The organism is Niallia taxi, assembly GCF_004005475.1.
GTDB lineage: Bacteria > Bacillota > Bacilli > Bacillales > Cytobacillaceae > Niallia > Niallia taxi.
This window is the reverse complement of the sequence record NZ_RZTZ01000003.1, coordinates 239,080-258,891: the sequence shown is the minus strand read 5'-3', so window position 1 is coordinate 258,891 and position 19,812 is coordinate 239,080. Positions and strand designations below refer to the sequence as shown.

The 19,812-nt window shown below is 39.6% G+C and carries 14 protein-coding genes and 1 other annotated feature; of the genes, 9 read left to right on the top strand and 5 right to left on the bottom strand.

Translation table 11 applies throughout. The features are described from left to right. Positions 1-29 precede the first annotated feature (29 nt). Positions 30-1,352: a nucleobase:cation symporter-2 family protein gene (locus EM808_RS10575; RefSeq protein ID WP_127738354.1), complete on the bottom strand. Its 1,323-nt coding sequence runs from the start codon at positions 1,350-1,352 to the stop codon at positions 30-32. Between the two features lie 125 nt (positions 1,353-1,477). Then, positions 1,478-3,121, bottom strand: a complete 1,644-nt coding sequence (locus tag EM808_RS10570) for a PucR family transcriptional regulator (protein ID WP_127738176.1) — start codon at positions 3,119-3,121, stop codon at positions 1,478-1,480. Positions 3,122-3,321: 200 nt separating this feature from the next. Here EM808_RS10570 and allC point away from each other — a divergent pair, with 200 nt between their 5' ends. The 4 genes from allC to EM808_RS10550 all read left to right on the top strand — a co-directional run bounded on the left by allC (position 3,322) and on the right by EM808_RS10550 (position 8,198). Continuing rightward, complete coding sequence (gene allC / locus EM808_RS10565) at positions 3,322-4,554, top strand: allantoate deiminase (RefSeq protein WP_328040132.1); 1,233 nt, start codon at positions 3,322-3,324, stop codon at positions 4,552-4,554. A gap of 33 nt (positions 4,555-4,587) precedes the next feature. After that, positions 4,588-5,829: a pyridoxal-phosphate-dependent aminotransferase family protein gene (locus EM808_RS10560; protein WP_150910801.1), complete on the top strand. Its 1,242-nt coding sequence runs from the start codon at positions 4,588-4,590 to the stop codon at positions 5,827-5,829. A gap of 61 nt (positions 5,830-5,890) precedes the next feature. Next, positions 5,891-6,096: a binding site (T-box leader), on the top strand. Positions 6,097-6,142: 46 nt separating this feature from the next. Beyond that, positions 6,143-7,576 (top strand): proline--tRNA ligase, encoded by a 1,434-nt coding sequence (gene proS, locus EM808_RS10555; RefSeq protein ID WP_127738174.1) that lies wholly within the window; start codon positions 6,143-6,145, stop codon positions 7,574-7,576. Positions 7,577-7,844: 268 nt separating this feature from the next. Next, entirely contained in the window at positions 7,845-8,198 is a 354-nt protein-coding gene (locus EM808_RS10550; protein WP_127738173.1) for a hypothetical protein, read from the top strand. Between the two features lie 287 nt (positions 8,199-8,485). Here the strand turns inward: EM808_RS10550 and EM808_RS10545 are convergent, their stop codons facing one another. Together EM808_RS10545 and EM808_RS10540 are read right to left on the bottom strand one after the other, a co-directional pair. Then, positions 8,486-10,720: an MMPL family transporter gene (locus EM808_RS10545; RefSeq protein ID WP_127738172.1), complete on the bottom strand. Its 2,235-nt coding sequence runs from the start codon at positions 10,718-10,720 to the stop codon at positions 8,486-8,488. A gap of 155 nt (positions 10,721-10,875) precedes the next feature. Further along, positions 10,876-11,514, bottom strand: a complete 639-nt coding sequence (locus EM808_RS10540; RefSeq protein ID WP_127738171.1) for a TetR/AcrR family transcriptional regulator — start codon at positions 11,512-11,514, stop codon at positions 10,876-10,878. Between the two features lie 313 nt (positions 11,515-11,827). Here EM808_RS10540 and adhE point away from each other — a divergent pair, with 313 nt between their 5' ends. After that, entirely contained in the window at positions 11,828-14,437 is a 2,610-nt protein-coding gene (gene adhE, locus EM808_RS10535; protein WP_127738170.1) for a bifunctional acetaldehyde-CoA/alcohol dehydrogenase, read from the top strand. A 69-nt stretch (positions 14,438-14,506) separates the two neighbouring features. On the opposite strand, the gene EM808_RS10530 is transcribed toward adhE, so the two are convergent. Then, a complete protein-coding gene (locus EM808_RS10530) occupies positions 14,507-15,535 on the bottom strand; it encodes an HD-GYP domain-containing protein (protein ID WP_127738169.1) in 1,029 nt (342 codons plus the stop codon). A 289-nt stretch (positions 15,536-15,824) separates the two neighbouring features. Between EM808_RS10530 and EM808_RS10525 the strand changes: the two genes are divergently transcribed. The 4 genes from EM808_RS10525 to uvrB all read left to right on the top strand — a co-directional run bounded on the left by EM808_RS10525 (position 15,825) and on the right by uvrB (position 19,805). Next, on the top strand, positions 15,825-16,115 hold the full coding sequence (locus EM808_RS10525) for a hypothetical protein (RefSeq protein WP_127738168.1): 291 nt from the start codon (positions 15,825-15,827) through the stop codon (positions 16,113-16,115). A gap of 243 nt (positions 16,116-16,358) precedes the next feature. Further along, positions 16,359-17,213, top strand: a complete 855-nt coding sequence (locus EM808_RS10520) for an STAS domain-containing protein (protein WP_127738167.1) — start codon at positions 16,359-16,361, stop codon at positions 17,211-17,213. Positions 17,214-17,251: 38 nt separating this feature from the next. Next, positions 17,252-17,482 carry a CsbA family protein gene (locus tag EM808_RS10515; protein WP_127738352.1) on the top strand — a complete coding sequence of 77 codons (231 nt, stop codon included), beginning with the start codon at positions 17,252-17,254 and terminating at the stop codon, positions 17,480-17,482. A gap of 343 nt (positions 17,483-17,825) precedes the next feature. Continuing rightward, positions 17,826-19,805, top strand: coding sequence for an excinuclease ABC subunit UvrB (uvrB, locus tag EM808_RS10510; RefSeq protein ID WP_127738166.1), 1,980 nt, complete (start codon positions 17,826-17,828; stop codon positions 19,803-19,805). Positions 19,806-19,812 lie beyond the last annotated feature (7 nt).

Genomic DNA, 19,812 nt, shown 5'->3' with positions numbered 1-19,812 from the left:
GCTGCAGCATGTGCTGCAGCCCTTCTTTATTAGGATGATTGTTCTAGTGTAGGAGTAATCTTTTGTGTGGCTTTCTCTCTCTTAGGCTTGATACTGAAAAGCAGATTTAACAGAATGGTAACAAGACTTCCAGAAATAATGCCATCACTGACAATGATGCGAAGAGCTGAAGGAAGCTGTGCGAATAAATCAGGAACAGCAGTTGCGCCTAGGCCAATAGAAACGGAGCACGCCATGATAAGCAGATTTGCCTGTTTGCTGAAATCAACTGTGCTGAGCATCTTAATTCCTGATGCTACGACCATTCCGAACATGACGACAGTGGCTCCGCCAAGAACTGGTGTTGGTATGATGGTTGCAAATGCAGCTATTTTAGGAATCAATCCTAAAAACACTAAAATACCGCCGGCTGCTACCACTACATTTTTTGTTTTTACCTTTGAAAGCTGGACAAGACCAACGTTCTGGGCGAAGGTGTTATAAGGGAAGGCATTGAGGATTCCACCAAGTGTGATGGCAACGCCTTCTGCCCGGTAGCCTCGAGTCAAGTCTTTATCTGACAGCGGCTTTTCGCAAATTTTACTTAGTGCAAAGAAGACACCTGTTGACTCAATTACAATAACAATTCCTACAACTAGCATCGTCAAAATCGGACCAATTTCAAAGGTAGGTGTCCCAAAATAGAAAACACTTGGCAAACGGAACCAGCTTGCTTCGGCTACTGGAGAGAAGTCGACCTTGCCCATTAATGTAGCTACAGCGGTCCCTGCGATAATGCCAGCCAAGACAGATAATGATTGAATAAATCCTTTGGAGAAGCGACTTAGAACTAAGATGAAAAGCAAAACACCAAAGGATAAGGTGAGATTATCAATTGAACCAAAATCGGGACTTGTTACACCGCCTCCCATATTTTTAATTCCGGATGGTATTAGTGATAAGCCGATAATTGTCACAACTGTGCCAATGACAACAGGAGGGAACAATCTTGCAATTTTACTAAAGAGCGGCGCACATAAGATGATGAACAAGCCTGTAACGATGATGGCCCCATAAATGGCCGTAATGCCGTAATTTGTTCCGATTGAAATCATCGGAGTGACGGCAACGAAGGAGCTGCCTAACACTACAGGCAATCCGATTCCTAAATACTTGTTTTTCCAGGCTTGCAATAATGTCGCAATTCCACATGTGAGCAAGTCGATTGCGACTAAATAGGAGAGCTGTTCTGCTGTCAGCTCTAACGCTCTGCCAACAAGTAATGGCACAAGAATCGCACCTGCATACATTGCCAGCACATGCTGGAGGCCTAAGGAAAAGATTTTCCCATTGTTTTGCTTTGTTTTTGTCATCATTATCACTCTCTCATCCTTAATGTTAATTAATCTAACATATCGAGTTAGGTTTAATAACATATTAAAGAGTGGAGAAAAAGAAGTCATTAGTTATAATGTACAAAATATTTAGAAAATATAGTTTACTTTGCGCCTGCTGCTGGCTTTTGTGTATGCAATATTGATTTTATCCGAAAAGCAAGCCTTAAATGGAAGGTTGTGTCAGCATCCTTCAAGCTTCTTCCTAAAAGCTCCTCGCATTTTTCCAAGCGGTAAATAACTGTATTACGATGAACAAATAATCTTTTGGCAGTCTCGGAAATTTGGCAATGTGTTTCTAAATATACGGATAATGTATGAAGCAGAATTTGTTCATCCTCTTCTTGCTGCTTGCTCGACAATCCTTGGAAAATATGATCACAAAATTCCTGCAGATCCTTTCCTGGAATAATGCGGAGCATTTCTGAAACATCCTTAGGACGATGGATTTGGATGAATTGTGCTTTTGCTGAAAGCAGTCCAGTATGATAAGCACTTAAAGCTTCTTTATAAGCATTAGGCATATTGATTAACTGATGACTTATATTACTTATTCCAAAGGACATTGTTTTCTTGAAAATATTGGCGATATTTGCTTGCAGTCTTTTTAAGTAAGAGATTGCCTGTGAACGGAATTCTACATTGGAATCGCCAGCCTCCATAATAAGGATGCAATGATCGCCTTTCACAAACAGTTGTGCCATAAAAGGTGCCTTCGTAATTTCTGTTTCCAGAAATTCATACAAATAGTCTGTTTCAAGCTGGTGCTGAGTAAATGTTTTATGTACATCATCTTGATCAACCTTGCCAAGAAACATGAGACAGGGCTGTTCGTTTTGTAAGGAAAATTCTTTTGCTCTGCTGGCAATTTCCTCTTTTGAAGTAATTCTTCCTTCCACCATATTCAAAAAGAATTCATTACGAGCTCTTCTTGCATATTGTCTCTCCGTATTTTCACGCATCAGCTCAAAGGAAAGTACATTTGTAGCCTGTTCAATTGTCAGCAGCAAGTTTTTGTCATGGATAGGCAGGCTTCCCAACGCAATCAGAAATGCCGGTTTCCCGATAGGGGTATGAATTGGAAAGGCACAAAAGACTTCCTCTGTATACCTGGATGAAAAACATGTGCAGGCAGTGCTATTTAAAAACAAACGAAAGTCCTCCGCATATAAGTTCATGACAAACTCACTTATTGGATGTTTGGAATGGGAGGATGCATGTGTTTGAAAATGCTGATCAAGCAAAATAACCCTTTGTCCAATCATGTTAGATAAATCATCAAGCAATCTTTTAATCCCTTTTCCTTTTAAAATATGCTGAGTGAATTTCCGGTGGGTTTCAAAAGCAGTCATTAAATCGGTTGTCCGTTCATTCAACATATAATGCAAAGTTGCGTTTACGATTTCCCCTAGCGATTTCTCCAGTGGAATTTGCATAATCGGAAATTGGTGCTCGTCAGCAAATTGTATAACATTTTCTGGTATTTGCTCTAAAAAACGATGTGTTTTGATTCCCAGACCGGCGCATTTTTGCTTATGCATTGATTGCACCAATTCTAAAAGCAAGGCAGAATCATCCTTCAAGTGATAAGCGGTCGTTACAAGAAAATCATTTTCAAACAGGAAGTCAATAATGTCTGGAGCATCCATCATGGTGACGTTTTTTATTTCTCTGCTTAATCCGTTTTTTCCAGCAAGAACTTCGATGTCACAAAAAGCTGGTTTATTAAGAAGATCGGTAAGTTTCATAATAGCCTCCCTTTATAAATGCCGTTTTTTCTTTATATTATAACGTCAACTTAGTTAATTTGCACAAAAAATTTAGATAATTCTAACATTACCTCTAATGAATTCACTAAATATCGTCTTTATGATTAATTTAATAAAAAACTGTTTATGGGCAAAAAAAGTGCTTATTGATGAAGATTGCTAGGAGGAAGTGAGGCAAAATGATGAAAACATCCATTCAGGTGAACGAACAAGAAATAGACAACTGGCTTAGATGGCTGTCTGATTACGGACGATCGGAGGAAGGTGGGGTAACTCGCCTTCTTTATGATGAGAGCTGGGCAGAAGCACAAACCGCCTTAAAGGACAGAATGGAGCAAATCGGATTGTCTGCCAGGTTTGACGGTGTAGGAAATCTATTCGGTAGACTTGAAGGAACTGAATCGGGTAACGCAATTTTGACTGGTTCTCATGTTGACACTGTTGTTAATGGCGGTATCTACGACGGAGGATTTGGCATTATCGCCAGCTTATTAGCTGTCGGTTATCTTTTTGAAAAGTATGGAAAACCGAAGAAAACGATAGAGGTAGTGTCACTATGTGAAGAAGAAGGAAGCCGTTTTCCATTGGCGTTTTGGGGTTCTGGATCCATTACTGGAAAATATCAAAAAGATGAAAGCTTGCTACTCTTTGATTCTGCTAATATCTCTATGTCGAAGGCGTTGAATAATATTTCGTTCATTCCAGATTCTGATAATCTTCTGCGAAAGGATATTGATTGTTTTATTGAATTGCATATTGAACAGGGTGCGGTACTAGAAAAAGAACAAAAATCGATTGGACTTGTTTCTCATATTGTTGGGCAACGGAGATTCACTATTAAAGTGACAGGCGAAAGCAATCATGCAGGCACAACACCGATGCCTTACAGGAAGGACAGCCTCCATATTGCTTCACAATTAATTGTCCATGCATTGGATAAAGCCTCCACCATTAATAGTTTAGTAGCGACAGCCGGGAGTATTACGGCTTCTCCAAATGTCCCGAATGTTATCCCGAATGAAGTGGTATTTACATTAGATGTGCGTCATCATGACGAAGAGATCATTCAGCAATATTGCGAAAATATCTTTAACTATTTCAAAGAAATAGGCGCACAAAAGGGAGCTGCTGTCGAGATAGATCAATGGCTTGATGTAAAGCCCGTGGAAATGAACAAGGAGCTGACTCGGATTGCTGAAGAAGTGGTGAAGGAAAACGAGCTTTCCTATAAAACAATGACAAGCGGTGCAGGACACGATGCACAAGTATTTGGAACGTATTGCAAAACAGTGCTGTTATTTGTGCCGAGTGTAAATGGCATCAGCCATTCACCACTGGAATATACGAATAAACATGACTTGAAAAATGGCGTTACAGTATTGATAGAATTACTCCATAAACTAGCCTATTGATAGAGGAACCATTATGAAACTAAAGGAGAGATAATGATGTTTGCTGAATTGAACACACCGTTAAGAACGATTATGACCCCAGGTCCCGTAGAAGTTGACCCAAGGGTTTTACGCGCAATGTCCACGCCAATTCTTGGACAGTTTGATCCTGCTTTTACAGATATTATGAATAATGTTATGAAAATGCTGCAGCGTACTTTTAAGACAAATAACGAATGGGCATTTCCGATTGACGGGACGTCCAGATCAGGATTAGAGGCAGTGCTTGCAAGTGTGATTGAACCAGGCGATAAAGTGCTTATTCCCATCTACGGCAGATTTGGACATTTGCTTACAGAAATAGCTGAAAGATATGGCGCGGAAATCCATTTGCTTCATACTGATTGGGGAACTGTGTTTGATCCTGAAGAAGTAATTACAGAGATGAAAAAGGTAAATCCGAAAATCGTTGCAATGGTTCATGGCGAAACATCAACTGGCTGTATGCAGCCTTTAGAAGAAATTGGGAGGGCGTGCAGGGAAGCGGATGTCTTGTTTATTGTTGATGCTGTTGCCACAATCGGAGGTGCAGATGTCCAAACAGATAATTGGTATATTGATGCTGCAATCGGTGGAAACCAAAAATGTTTATCTGTTCCCTCAGGGAATGCACCGATAACTTATAATGACCGGATTGAAAAAATCCTTAAGCAACGTAAAAAAGTGGAACGAGGCATTGCGACAGAACAAGAATTAGCAGAAGGCAGATCCTTTTCTGCTATTCGCAGCAATTACTTTGATTTAAGCCAACTACAGGATTATTGGGGACCAAGAAGACTGAATCATCATACGGAAGCAACCTCCATGCTGTATGCTCTTCACGAAGGCTTAAGAATCGTTCTTGAAGAAGGACTTGAGCAAAGGTTTAAGAGACATAAGCTTCATGAGAAAGCTTTGATTGCTGGGATTGAGGGGATGGGCCTTGAGCTATTCGGTGATGCCCGTTCAAAGCTGCCGACAGTAACATGTATAAAAATTCCAGACGGCATTGAAGCAGAATCAGTACGCAGCATGATGCTCAACGATTTTGGGGTCGAAATAGCAAGCTCATTCGGTCCGCTGCACGGCAAGATCTGGCGAATCGGCACAATGGGATACAGCTGCCGCAAGGAAAATGTTTTGTTTGCGTTAGCGAGTCTTGAAGCAGCATTAATTAGGCATGGTGCAAAAGTCAATGCTGGGCAAGCACTTCAAGCATCATTAAATGCCTACGAAAAGGAAAAGTCCCTGATTTAATTGCTTATATTTTTCTAGAAAATTGACAATAATAAATCTATTGGCTATTATGTTAAAAAATAAGGAAACAATAAAAAGGATTAGTAAACGGTAATGGCTATCAAAAGAGAGGGTCTTACAGCTGAAAGGGACCTATAGTACGGCCGTTGAACCTGCCTTTTTCGTTCTGCATCGGATAAGATTGCAGCGGTTAAAAGACCGTTATCATGAAGAGTGTAAAGCTTTGCTTTGAATTAGGGTGGTACCGCCGATTTTTCGGTCCCTAATGAAAGCAGGGCTTTTTTTGTTTTCAAAAATGCGGGGAGTGAATAACATGAAGGGTAATTTTGTTGAAAAAATTACGAATATGGAAGATGATTTTGCAAAATGGTATACAGATGTAGTGACAAAAGCAGAGCTTGTTGACTATTCAAGTGTCCGTGGATCTATGATTATTAGACCATACGGCTTCGCCATTTGGGAAAATATTAAAAATGAGCTTGATAATCGAATCAAAGAAACCGGGCATGAAAATGTCTATATGCCATTGTTCATTCCAGAAAGCCTGCTCCAAAAGGAAAAGGATCATATCGAAGGCTTTGCTCCAGAGGTAGCATGGGTTACACACGGGGGCGAAGAAGAGCTAACAGAAAGACTTTGTGTACGCCCAACATCTGAAGTGCTGTTTGGCGAGCATTATAAAGACATCATTCATTCATACCGAGACTTGCCAAAGCTTTATAATCAATGGGCTAATGTTGTCAGATGGGAAAAAACAACAAGACCCTTTTTGCGTACACTAGAATTCCTTTGGCAGGAAGGTCATACTTGTCATGAAACAGAAGAGGATGCAGACAAAGAAACCGTGCAAATGCTTCGCGTTTATGCAGATATTTGTGAACAAATATTAGCAATCCCTGTTATTAAGGGGAAGAAAACAGAGAAGGAAAAGTTTGCTGGAGCAAGATATACGTATACGATTGAAAGTTTAATGCATGATGGAAAGGCGCTGCAATCAGGTACCTCTCATCATTTAGGTGACCACTTTGCCAAAGCCTTTGGTATCCAATTTACAGACAGGAACGGTACGCAAAGCTATGTGCAGCAGACCTCATGGGGATTCACGACAAGAATCATCGGGGCAATGATAATGGTTCACGGTGACGACAGAGGATTAGTTGTGCCTCCAAGGATTGCACCGACCCAAGTGATGATTATTCCGATTGCCCAGCATAAGGAAGGCGTCCTTGATTTTACTTACGAGCTAAAAAAACAGCTCCAAACGAGCTTCCGTACAGGCTTGGATGCAAGTGATAAGAAGCCTGGCTGGAAGTTCAATGAATATGAAATGAAAGGTATCCCTGTCAGGCTCGAGGTTGGTCCAAAGGATATAGAGCAAAAGCAAGTAGTGCTTGTGCGACGTGATACAGGTGAAAAGCTTGCTGTGCCATTAGATGGGCTAGAGCAAACAATCGCCAATCTGCTTCATAATATCCAAGAAAATCTGCTGACTAAGGCTACAGAGCATCGCGAAGCAAATACCCATATTGCCCGTGACTTCGATACATTTAAAAAGCAGGCAAATGAACAGAAAACAGGCTTTATAAAAGCAATGTGGTGTGGTGACAGAGTGTGTGAAGATTTCATTAAAGAAGAAACTGGCGCAACATCAAGATGTATGCCGTTTGAACAAGAAAAAATCAGTGATAAATGTGTATGCTGCGATAAAGAAGCAGACGCGCTAGTGTATTGGGCAAAAGCTTATTAATGCTAAAAAGCCGAAGGAGAACATCCTTCGGCTTAAGCTGCTTTTTTTGAAAAAATACAAACGTTTTCATTTTTCTCTATTTTTACCATATAGATAGTAAGAAAGTAGTATAACCCAAGTATTGACCGTCAAGTATTATTTGTTAACATTAAAAGTGGGAGAAATAAAGCGTTATTATGGCATATATCTGTGTGCTATGTTGGGAAAATAGATTGCCTTTAGTCCTTGCTGGTTGATGACAGGACATCAGGCAGTGGAGGGGTATTGGATGAGAAAATGGGCTGTAATCGTCATGGTGGCCCTGTTTCTGGCTGGCTGCAGCTCAGAAACATATGAAAACGACATGAAAGCAGCAAAAACAGCAATAGAGAGCGGCGACTTAAAAAAAGCTCTGTTATCACTTGAACTTGCCCTTGAGCAGAAGCCAAAGGATAAAGCCGCGCAAGACCTACATAAAAGAGTGGCAGGGTTAATGGATATAAAAACCGCCATTGATAATGGAAACTGGAGCGATGCCTTAGCCAAAGCAAGCCATCTTGCAGAGGATGGCAAGGTGGATAAAGATTTAGATACACTGCTGGACAAATATTTAGTTGCAGCAGAAGCAAACGCAAATGAATAGGAGAGAGGACAGGCTTCTAATAGTCTGTTTTTCATTCAGAAAGGCGTATTTTCTTTGGAAAAGCGTCTTTTTTTATTGGATATATGATTTGTTCATTTATAAAAAAATGCCATCCATTACGGTAGTATCAAAATCATGCTATTTTTCATCTGTATATTTGGTGAAAGGAAAATGATTAAAGATGAAATTCTTAATAGAAACCCATTAAAGAAAAATAAGGAAGATTTTAATGATATAAAAGAGACCTAGTAGATAACTTCTTCTAGGTCTCTTTTTATTAAAATTTATTAAACTGTTTGATTGTTCTCTAGCTTTTCTCTCTCTTTTTCATTACTTTCATGCAAATGTTTTGTTGCTGGCCAAAAGGCAGCTTTTTTACATAAAGCAGTTATGCTAGGCACCAAAAATGGACGAACAACAAATGTATCGAGAAGCACACCGATTGCAGTAATTGTTCCGAAATGGACTAATATTTGAATCGGTAATGTTGTTAATACCATAAAGGTGGCTGCAAGGATAACTCCTGCTGAGGTAATAACTCCCCCAGATTCGGCGACTCCTTCTTTAATCGCTTGGGTAAGCGGCATTTCCTTGCTCTTCTTCCAAATGCTCGAAATCATGAAAATATTATAATCTTCTCCAAGTGCGACAATGAAGACGAAGGCGTAAAGTGGAATCAGCCCTTGAATAGCGTCAACACCAAATCCGTAATGGAGAATGACCCAGCCTAAGCCTAGTGCACTGAAATAAGACAGCAGCACTGTTGCAATTAAATAAATCATCGCTGTTATTGATCGCAAATAGGCAAGCAATAGCACTGCTATCATTACAATAATAATTGGAATGACAAGAAGTGCATCCCCATCAGCTGTTTCTTTCGTATCAAGCTGCTCTGCAGTTATGCCTCCAATCCAAACCTTGTCACTGCTGTTTGCAATACCATTGTCAGAAAGAGTTTTTTCAACAGCTTCACGGAGGTCAGGGAGCTTTTCCATTGCCTCATTTGAGTAAGGATTTGTGTTAAGTTCTACGGAGTATTTCAGCATGCCTGCATCATCTTTTCCTTGCTCACCCTCAGAAACCTTCGCTACATATGGCAGTTCATTCAATGTATCTTCTACAGATATATTTTTTCCTTCTGTTTGGACAACTATTTCTGCTGGAGCAAGCTCACCTGCAGAAAAATGCTCAGAGATAATCGAGAAACCTTCTCTTGACGGCATATCTTCAGGGAAGGAAGACAATGTGTCATACGTGTATTCAGTCTTTAAGGATAATAAGGCGAAAATGCCGAGAAATACTGTCGTTATTATAGTAACCTTCCATGGATGCTTCACGGCGATTTTACCGACAAATTCCCCAATTGCCCAAGTCTTTTTCGGTTTCTTCGCTTTTTTTGCTTTTTCCATGTCTGCGGTTTTTGGCATGAAAGGGAAGAAGGATATTCTGCCAAAAATCGCTAGGATTGCTGGAACAAGTGTTAAGCTTGCGATCATCATAATTAAGATTGCAAGGCTGAAGGGCACAGCAAACCGTTGGATAGATCCATATTCTGCAAGCAATAGAACTAGCAGGGAGAACACAACTGTCAGCCCGCTCATTGCCACAGCTCCGCCTGAACGGCGCAGTGCATTTGCCATTGCGATTTCCTTCTTTGTTTCAACCTTTAGCAAGCTTCGGTATTTGCTTATAAGGAACAAGCAATAATCTGTTCCTGCACCAAACAGCAAGACTGTCATGATGGCAATACTTTGTGAGTCGAACTCTATCCAGCCAGCTTTTCCCATTCCTCCAAGGATTGGACTAATCACTAAGTAGGCGATACCAACTCCAATCAGCGGTATGAATGCCAGAATAGGAGAGCGGTAAATAACTAGTAGACAGATTAAAACAATAATAACAGTGCCAATTAGTAAAGATAAGTCACCTTGACTAAACAAAGCGGCTGCATCGACTGCGATTCCGACAGGACCTGTAGTTCTTGCTGAGAGGTTATCGGCATCCCCAATTTTTGTTTGGAAGGGATCTGTGCTAAAAACATCGGACGCTGTGTTTTGAAGCTCTTCAAGACTTTTTTCTAAATCAGCAGTTGCTGCTGATTTCTCAAACAATACAGCAAGAACAAATGTGGTTTCATCCTCTGAAACTTGCTGCTTCAGTACTTCAACAGGCAGCTGGTGAAGCGGTGCGATACTCTGTTGGTTTGCAACTGGCTCCTCAGATAATTTACCTGCCAATTCCTGTATTTGCGTTAAATCCTCATCTGTAAGGCCAGCTTCTCGATGAAAGGTAATAAGTGCTGGTGTACCTTGTTCATTTGGGAATTCTTTATTAATAATTGCCTCTGCTTCTTGAGAAGGAGAATCCTCAGACAGATTTGCCGCAAGCTCGTTTTTTTGTGAGCTTGCTTGTGGCAATGTCAGGCTCAAAACAAGGACAAGACAGATCCATGCAAGCAAGGTAAGCCATCTTCCTGTTTTACCTGAAACAAAACGAAAAACAGTAGGGATAAAATTTTTCACTTTATTTAGCTCCTTTAGATTAGTTTATATGATAAACTTATCAACCGATAAGCTGAGCTGAAAAAAATATCAGCTTATCAAATGATAAGGTAATCAAAAAAATATTATGCTGCTTCTGTAATGGTGTAGAAACAGCATGCATAAAGGTGAGAACCTCAGTCGTTTTTTTCCGCAATTCCACTTAAAAATATTTGGACGATGAGTCTGGCTTTCTTTTCAACGATGGCCTTTTGCTCTGATTCAGTCAAGGTTTTCATAAAATCTGGCAGAAGAGCGGACTTAATCATGTTCAACAAAAGGAGAGACACTTCAAAGCTGCTGCTGTCTATAGCCTCAAATGAACCAATTTCCTTTTTGGAAACTGCTTCCTCGAACATATGAATAATCGGTGAAAGGAAGCCCTTTTGCCAATGGCCATTAATAACCTGTTTGACATCTTCCGGCATTTCATGATGAAGATCATGAAACATTTGCATTAAATCCTCTTGATAATTTTGCATGAAATAACAGGACAGATGAAAAATGCGCTGCTTTATGTCAGGAAAATCTCTAGCTATCTTGGTAAGATAGTTCTCTGTCTGAAGGATGGAAGCCTTTAAGACCTCTATATAAATTTCTTGCTTATTTTGAAAGTGGTGGTATAAAGCAGGCTGGGTTATCCCGCATTCTGCCGCGATTTTCCTTGTACTGACTGCCCGATATCCAAGCTCCATAAATAATTTTGTTGCTGCCTTGATGATCAAATGGTGTGTATCCTGTGTTTGTGAAGGCAGCTCAGTGTGATTCCTTTTCATTTCGTTTCCTTTCTATTACCCAGTAAAATGACTTATCACTCGATAAGTATAGGAGAAATTAAAGAAATATGCAACTTGTGAACAAAAAGTGAATGACTTTGTGAAATGTTGAACAAAGTTTCGTAAACCTATTGCGGACTGGTACAAAAGGGATTAAGATATGCTTGTAAGAAGAAAAATTGGTATTACAGGATGAAATTTCCATTATTTAAATCTTTAATTGTAAACCGGGTCAATATATTAGACATGACGGTTTTTCTTTTAAAGACTCTTGTGAAAACATTCACAAAGAAAAAATCTGGAGGGATTAGGAATGTCGACTGTCGAAAAGGATAAGACAAAACAGGAAGCGAATGACGTGCAAGCTATCATTGATGATATTGCTGCAAAAGGCAAGCAGGCACTCAAAGAGTTTTATGAGCTGGATCAGACTAAGATTGATCAAATTGTGAAGGAAATGGCCTTGGCAGGTCTTGATAAGCATATGTATTTAGCTAAGCTTGCAGTTGAAGAAACTGGGAGAGGCATTTATGAGGATAAAATAACGAAAAATATTTTCGCAACAGAATATATTTATCACAGTATTAAATATGACAAAACGGTCGGAATCATAAGAGATGATGAATCGGCAGGAGTTGTTGAAATAGCTGATCCAATTGGTGTTATTGCAGGTGTTACTCCTGTGACGAATCCTACATCTACAACGATGTTTAAAGCCATTATTGCCATAAAAACACGTAACCCGATTGTATTTGCCTTCCATCCATCAGCACAGCGCTGCAGCAGTGAAGCTGCAAGAATTTTACGAGATGCTGCTATAAAAGCAGGCGCTCCTGAAAATTGCATCCAGTGGATAGAGAAGCCTTCCATTGAAACGACTAAGACATTGATGAACCATCCAGGCATTTCTTTAATTTTGGCAACAGGCGGACCGGGAATGGTTAAATCTGCGTATAGCTGCGGAAAGCCGGCGCTTGGCGTAGGTGCGGGGAATGTGCCTTGTTATATTGAAAAAACAGCAAAGGTAAAGCGTGCTGTCAATGATTTAATTCTTTCTAAAACATTTGATAACGGTATGATTTGTGCATCTGAACAGGCAGTTATCGTTGATAAGGAAATTTATGAAGAGGTCAGAACCGAGCTTATCCGCAATGGCTGTCACTTCTTAAACGAAGCAGAAAAAAAGAAAGTGGAAGAGCTCGTCATTAATGTAAATACATGTGCAGTCAATCCGGATATTGTCGGTAAATCAGCCTATGATATTGCCGCGATGGCAGGGGTGGAAGTGCATAAAGAAACAAAAATTCTTATCGCGGAACTGGATGGAGTTGGTCCTGCGTATCCTCTTTCACGGGAAAAGCTCAGCCCTGTGCTTGCCTGCTATAAAGCAGAATCCACAGAGGAAGGGCTTAAGCGTGCGGAGGAAATGCTTGAGTTTGGAGGATTAGGCCATTCTGCTGTCATTCATTCAGAGGATGAGGAGGTAACGAAGAGGTTTGCTTTAAGGATGAAAGCATGCCGCATCATCAGCAATGCCCCATCCTCCCAGGGCGCAATCGGTGATATATATAATGCCTTCATGCCTTCCTTGACATTAGGGTGTGGCTCTTATGGAAAAAACTCTGTTGCCACGAATGTAACAGATGTGCATTTGCTGAACATCAAAAAACTTGCTAAAAGGAATGTTAATATGCAATGGTTCAAACTTCCGCCGAAAATTTACTTTGAAAAAAATTCAGTCCAATATTTACAAAAAATGAAGGAGATTTCAAGGGTATTCATTGTTACAGATCCTTACATGGTTAAGTTTGGCTATGTGGATAAGGTGCTGCATCATTTAAGACAAAGATCCGACCTCATCCAAGTTGAGGTATTTTCAGATGTTGAGCCAGATCCATCTCTCGACACTGTCGCAAGAGGAACAGAGATGATGGCTAAATTTCAGCCTGATTGCATCATAGCATTAGGCGGTGGTTCACCAATGGATGCAGCGAAAGGCATGTGGCTTTTCTATGAACATCCTGAGGAGGATTTCTTTGGATTAAAACAAAAATTTCTTGATATCAGAAAAAGAGTATACAAGTATCCGAGTCTTGGGGGCAAAGCTAAATTTGTCGCAATACCAACAACTTCCGGAACAGGCTCTGAGGTAACGTCCTTCGCTGTTATTACAGATAAGGAGAATAATATCAAATATCCGCTCGCAGATTATGAATTAACACCAGATGTTGCCATCATTGATCCACAATTTGTTATGACAGTTCCTCCGGCTGTAACTGCTGACACAGGCATGGATGTATTGACACATGCAGTAGAGGCTTATGTTTCCAATATGGCAAATGATTACACAGATGGATTGGCTGTTAAAGCAGTACAATTAATTTTTGAATACTTGCCGCGAGCTTATCGCAATGGGTCTGACGAAGAGGCACGGGAGAAGGTTCATAATGCCTCCACCATTGCAGGAATGGCATTTGCCAATGCCTTTTTAGGAATTAACCATAGCTTGGCACATAAATTAGGGGCAGAGTTCCATATTGCTCACGGGCGGTCCAATGCCATTTTAATGCCACATGTGATCCGCTATAATGCAGAAAAACCGAAAAAATTCACAGCTTTTCCTAAATATGAGCATTTTAAAGCAGATGAGCGTTATGCTGAGTTAGCAAGAATATTAGGTCTGCCTGCAAATACGACAGAGCAGGGAGTAGACAGCTTTGTCAAAGCAGTCATCAGCTTGGCTAAGGAGCTGAATATTCCGATGAGCATTGCTGCTAACGGTGTTGAAAAGAAAGCCTTTGAGGAAAAAGTAGAGTATTTGGCAGATAGAGCATTTGAAGATCAATGTACAACAGCAAATCCGAAGCTGCCGTTAGTAACTGATTTAGCAGAAATATACCGTAGAGCATATAAAGGAGTTTAAGAATGCAGAAAAAGGCGCAGATTATCTGTGCCTTTTTTGTATTTTTTTAGATGTTTTCTGACCCAGCCGTTATGCTTGTCCTTTTATTTTTATAGAGGACGTTTTTCTTAAATCTAAATAATCATCTTTAATACGTACTAGTGGCAAATGGGGCTCATTTTGGTGGATAAAAATAATTTCCGCTGTTTGCTCGGTTGTTAATGTTACTTTGTTAAAAAGCTGTTTTCGCATGAGGTAGGAAGCAAACGGAATAACGATGGCAGGGTTCAAAGAATTCCCATGTGCTTCGTCAACCAATTCGTTTATCGCTTCAAAATAGTTTTTTTTCTTTTGGTGCCAGGGATTGGAGCACATACTGTTAAAAATGTCAGCAACTGAAATAATTTGAATCATGAATGGAATATCCTTTTCCTTGCGGTTATAAGGATAGCCGTTACCATTAATTTTTTCATGATGAAGCAGTGCTGTTCTTGAAATGATAATGTCTAGTGAATTAATAGAAAAAAGAATGCTTTTTCCTAATGTTGTATGTTTTTGGATTTCTTTATATTCAGAATGTGTCAGCTTTGTCTTTTTGTGAAGGATATCCTCATTTATCAGGAGCATACCAATATCGTGAAATAAACCCATTTGGCTTAATAAATGATAGTTCTTTGCAGAGTATCCTAACGTATTACCAATAAGAGCAGCTATGATACCTACATTTATACTGTGCTTATAAATAGAGCTGCTTGCAAGAGATTCATCGAGAATTATATCTAAAATAGAAATGTCTTGTATCGCTAATTCTATCAAATTTTCATAGTCTAAGAGCATTTTCTCCAGACCATCCTCACTTTTAGTGATTATAGCGGAAAATGTTTCTTTTACTTGCTCAATAAGCGTCAAGTAAGCATCCTCAACGGATAAGGGCTTGGAGGCCTCTGACAATAAATTTAAAGAATTAATATCTACTTTGTGGTTTATAAGCAGTTCAATATGGGTATCATCCAAAACAGCGCCTTTTTTTAATAGTAAAAGACCTTCAATGGAATTTGAAAAGATATCTTCATTTATTTTTGTTCCGATGTATTTTGTTTTTATTTTTTCAATATCCATATTGATTCCTCCTCCTAGAAATCATGAAGCATTGGAGTGTATGAACGTAGAAACAGGGTAAAAGTAATATGTAAAATATATAGTAAATTCTACCTTATATTAATTTGGAGCGGAATAGACTATATCCCTAGGCGGCATACGACATTATTCCTAATTTCCTTCCATATAAGGAGGATACTGCCTTTCATGATTGACCTCTACTTATCAAGTAGATATATTTACACTTAAATAAAGAAGTTACTGAAACTAAAATGTCTACAATTGTATGTAACCAAAGTGAGGTGCAACTATGTATAAAGAGGATCGTACACAGAGGGTTAATCAAGTTGAACAAAATGGGTTATCAAAATATGAATATCATATGAATATACTCAGAAAAGAGCTTATGCAATGTCGGACAATCAAAATTCCTTTTCAGAACATATCTATAAGCCATCAGGAGTTGGCAGATTGGATAATAGAAGAACTTTCTCCGCAAGAATTGAATGAAATTATTGTCATGTTGAGCAATGCTAAAAAAAGATCTTCTTCTGTGAAGCCGCTTTTTCAAGTTATTGCCACAGGGCTTATAAAAAACTAAGTATTTCTAAGACCTATATAAAAAATTAAATGCTGCAAACTGCAAATGAGGTAATTCCTTTCTTAAAGTTTGGTCAACAGCTGTAAAATGCATTTGATTCATTCGGACAAGCTCCTTTTCTGTTAAGATGCGGGCTTTTTATAGTACAATTACTATGGAGATATCCTTCTAGATAGTGATTAAAAGATAAAAACTCGCAATTTTAAAGATTGGACCGTCGCAAACTTTCAGGAGGGGAATTACGTGTCAGATTGCAAACAAAAACTATACATCTATTTAAATGAACATATAGAATTTATGGCAGAGGAATGGATTAAAACATTAAGCGCAAGCGATTCTGTTTTTTACAAAATTGAAGAGGGACAGCCAATTAGAGAAGAGCTGATTAGCAGCTATCAAACATTGGTGAAAAACGTTCTTCATGTCTTTAATTCAGAGGAGGACGTCTATCGAACAAGCATTGCTGAATGGGCTGTAAAGGTTGCAAAACAAAGATCACAAGACCTTGTGCCGATTTTGGAATCAATAGAGCAGCTTACTTGTGTTAAATCAATCTTGTTTAAGTATATTCAAAAATTTGCTGAGGAATCTGGCGAGCATTTGACAGTTAGTAATATGTTCAATTGGCTGCGTCTAGCAAACTATGCATTTGATATTTTTACGAATATTTTTATTGAATACTATGATAAGTTTAAGCATCATCAGCTTTCCGCACAGCAAGAGACAATTTATGAATTAAGCAGCCCTGTTATTCCAATTACGAAGGGAATAGGGGTGCTTCCATTAATTGGCGATATTGATACACAAAGAGCAAATATTATTATGGAAACTACACTGAAGCAATGTAATAATAACAATATGGAAAAGCTATTTATTGACTTATCGGGAGTACCGATAATTGATACAATGGTAGCACAGCAAATCTTTCATGTTATCCATGCATTGAACCTTATTGGGGTTAGTGCTTATCTATCCGGCTTGCGTCCAGAAGTGGCACAGACGGCAATCCAGCTAGGTGTAGACTTTAGTAAAATTCCCATTTTCAACAACCTCGCCAGTGCATTGTCAAGACTGGGTATTACGGTTAATGAAGGATAATTAACGCTCAAGCAAAAAAAGAGGTGTATCATTATAAAATGATCTATTTAGCAGCACTCATTTTTCCTGGATTATTAGTATTGCTTTTTACAAGGGTAGCGTACAACCGTGTACTTGCCTTAGTGCTGACTGTTGCACTGATCGCTGCCTCTGCGTATAAGGGCTATACGAATTCTCTTTTGCTGATTGTAATTGATTCATTCTCCCTCACAGCGGGATTTTGGCTTAGCCATAGGTTAATAAAACGCGCGGCTAAACCAGCTGAATAAAGATAGAAAAAAAATGGCCTTCCTGCCAGGTGATATTATCCTTTGTGGAGAAATCATCTGTTAGGAAGGCCATTCTTTTTTTCAGAAGAGCATACAAGTTTGGAAAGCCATCATAATAAAGGAAGAAGAAAAAAACAAAAAGGGGAATATTCGTTCGCATATTGTTGGTTTGAATAGGGCAGTTTGTGGTAGAATGGTGATATATCAATTTCTTACATTTCAATTAGGAAAAACGGTGTGCGTTTATAGAATGTTTCCTTAACATTTACATATAAGCTACAATTTTTAAACTGGTGAACCTTAAGATACTTACCTTACAGATAAATGAAACAGGAGGATTACAGTGAGCCAAGAATTCGAATTAGTTTCTAAATATTCCCCTCAAGGGGACCAGCCCGCAGCAATTAAAGAGCTCGTTTCTGGAATAAATTCAGGCAAGAAAATCCAAACGCTCCTTGGTGCTACAGGGACAGGGAAAACATTTACTGTCAGCAATGTCATCAAAGAGGTGAAAAAACCGACATTAATTATTGCGCATAACAAAACATTAGCAGGTCAGCTTTACAGTGAATTTAAGGAGTTTTTCCCGAATAATGCTGTGGAGTATTTTGTCAGCTATTATGATTATTATCAGCCAGAAGCATATGTGCCAAGCACAGATACCTTCATAGAAAAGGATGCAAGTATCAATGATGAGATAGATAAGCTCCGTCACTCGGCAACAGCCTCGCTGTTTGAGAGGGAGGATGTTATCATCATTGCCAGCGTTTCCTGTATTTATGGCTTAGGTTCTCCTGAAGAGTACAAGGAAATGGTTGTTTCGTTAAGAACAGGTATGGAGATTGAACGCAACCAGCTTCTTCGCAGGCTTGTGGATGTTCAGTATGACCGTAATGATATTGATTTTAAGCGGGGAACATTCCGCGTAAGAGGAGATGTCGTCGAGATCTTTCCGGCATCCCGTGACGAGCGCTGCATTAGAGTAGAGTTTTTTGGAGATGAAATCGACCGCATTCGTGAAGTAGATGCATTGACAGGAGAGATTTATGGAGAAAGGAATCATGTTTCCATATTCCCGGCATCCCACTTCGTTACACGAGAAGAAAAAATGAAAATAGCAATAGAGAATATCGAAAAAGAGCTGGACGAACGGCTTGAAAAGCTAAGAGAGGACAATAAGCTGTTAGAGGCTCAGCGCCTTGAACAGCGCTGCCGATATGATTTGGAAATGATGAGGGAAATGGGCTTTTGTTCGGGAATTGAAAACTACTCCCGCCATTTGACATTAAGGCCGCCAGGCTCCACACCATATACATTATTGGACTTCTTTCCAAAGGACTTCCTGCTTGTCATTGACGAGTCCCATGTTACATTGCCTCAAGTAAGGGGAATGTACAATGGAGACCAAGCGCGTAAAGGGGTGCTTGTTGACCATGGCTTCCGCTTGCCGTCTGCATTGGACAACAGGCCATTAACATTCGGTGAATTCGAGGAGCATATTAATCAGATGATTTGTGTTTCGGCAACACCTGGTCCGTATGAAATTGAGCATACTCCGGAAATGATCGAACAGATTATCAGACCGACAGGATTGCTTGATCCAACGATAGATATCCGTCCGATAGAAGGTCAGATAGATGATTTAATCGGTGAAATTCAAGAGCGTATTAAGAAGAATGAAAGGATATTGGTTACTACCTTAACGAAAAAAATGTCTGAGGACCTGACGGATTATCTGAAGGAAATCGGTATTAAGGTTCAATATCTCCATTCTGAAGTGAAGACATTGGAGCGGATCGAAATTATCCGTGAGCTCCGTTTAGGCAAATATGATGTACTTGTAGGTATTAATCTGTTGCGGGAAGGGCTTGATATTCCGGAGGTATCCCTTGTGACTATTTTGGATGCAGACAAAGAGGGCTTCCTTCGTTCTGAGCGTTCGCTGATTCAAACAATCGGGCGTGCGGCAAGAAACTCAAATGGGCATGTCATTATGTACGCAGATAAGATGACAAACTCCATGGAGATAGCGATAAATGAAACGAAGCGTCGCCGAGCTATCCAAGAGGAATACAATGAGAAGCACGGCATCACACCGCAAACCATCCAAAAAGGCATCAGAGATTCAATCAGAGCAACACAGGCTGCAGAGGAACCAGAAGAGTATTCTGCATCTGCCAAGCTGGAAAAGTTAACGAAAAAAGACAAAGAAGCAATGATTGCACAAATGGAAGCAGAAATGAAGGAAGCGGCAAAAGCCCTCAATTTCGAAAGGGCTGCAGAGCTTCGCGATTTGCTTCTTGAGCTTAAGGCAGAGGGGTGAAGGCTTA

Excerpts from the sequence above, each read along its gene's own strand:
- EM808_RS10530 (WP_127738169.1), bottom strand. The coding sequence starts at position 15,535 with ATGGATATTGAAAAAATAAAAACAAAATACATCGGAACAAAAATAAAT.
- proS (WP_127738174.1), top strand. The coding sequence starts at position 6,143 with ATGAAGGGTAATTTTGTTGAAAAAATTACGAATATGGAAGATGATTTT.
- EM808_RS10570 (WP_127738176.1), bottom strand. The coding sequence starts at position 3,121 with ATGAAACTTACCGATCTTCTTAATAAACCAGCTTTTTGTGACATCGAA.
- EM808_RS10540 (WP_127738171.1), bottom strand. The coding sequence starts at position 11,514 with ATGAAAAGGAATCACACTGAGCTGCCTTCACAAACACAGGATACACAC.
- EM808_RS10550 (WP_127738173.1), top strand. The coding sequence starts at position 7,845 with ATGAGAAAATGGGCTGTAATCGTCATGGTGGCCCTGTTTCTGGCTGGC.
- EM808_RS10525 (WP_127738168.1), top strand. The coding sequence starts at position 15,825 with ATGTATAAAGAGGATCGTACACAGAGGGTTAATCAAGTTGAACAAAAT.
- EM808_RS10515 (WP_127738352.1), top strand. The coding sequence starts at position 17,252 with ATGATCTATTTAGCAGCACTCATTTTTCCTGGATTATTAGTATTGCTT.
- allC (WP_328040132.1), top strand. The coding sequence starts at position 3,322 with ATGATGAAAACATCCATTCAGGTGAACGAACAAGAAATAGACAACTGG.
- EM808_RS10575 (WP_127738354.1), bottom strand. The coding sequence starts at position 1,352 with ATGACAAAAACAAAGCAAAACAATGGGAAAATCTTTTCCTTAGGCCTC.
- EM808_RS10560 (WP_150910801.1), top strand. The coding sequence starts at position 4,588 with ATGATGTTTGCTGAATTGAACACACCGTTAAGAACGATTATGACCCCA.
- adhE (WP_127738170.1), top strand. The coding sequence starts at position 11,828 with ATGTCGACTGTCGAAAAGGATAAGACAAAACAGGAAGCGAATGACGTG.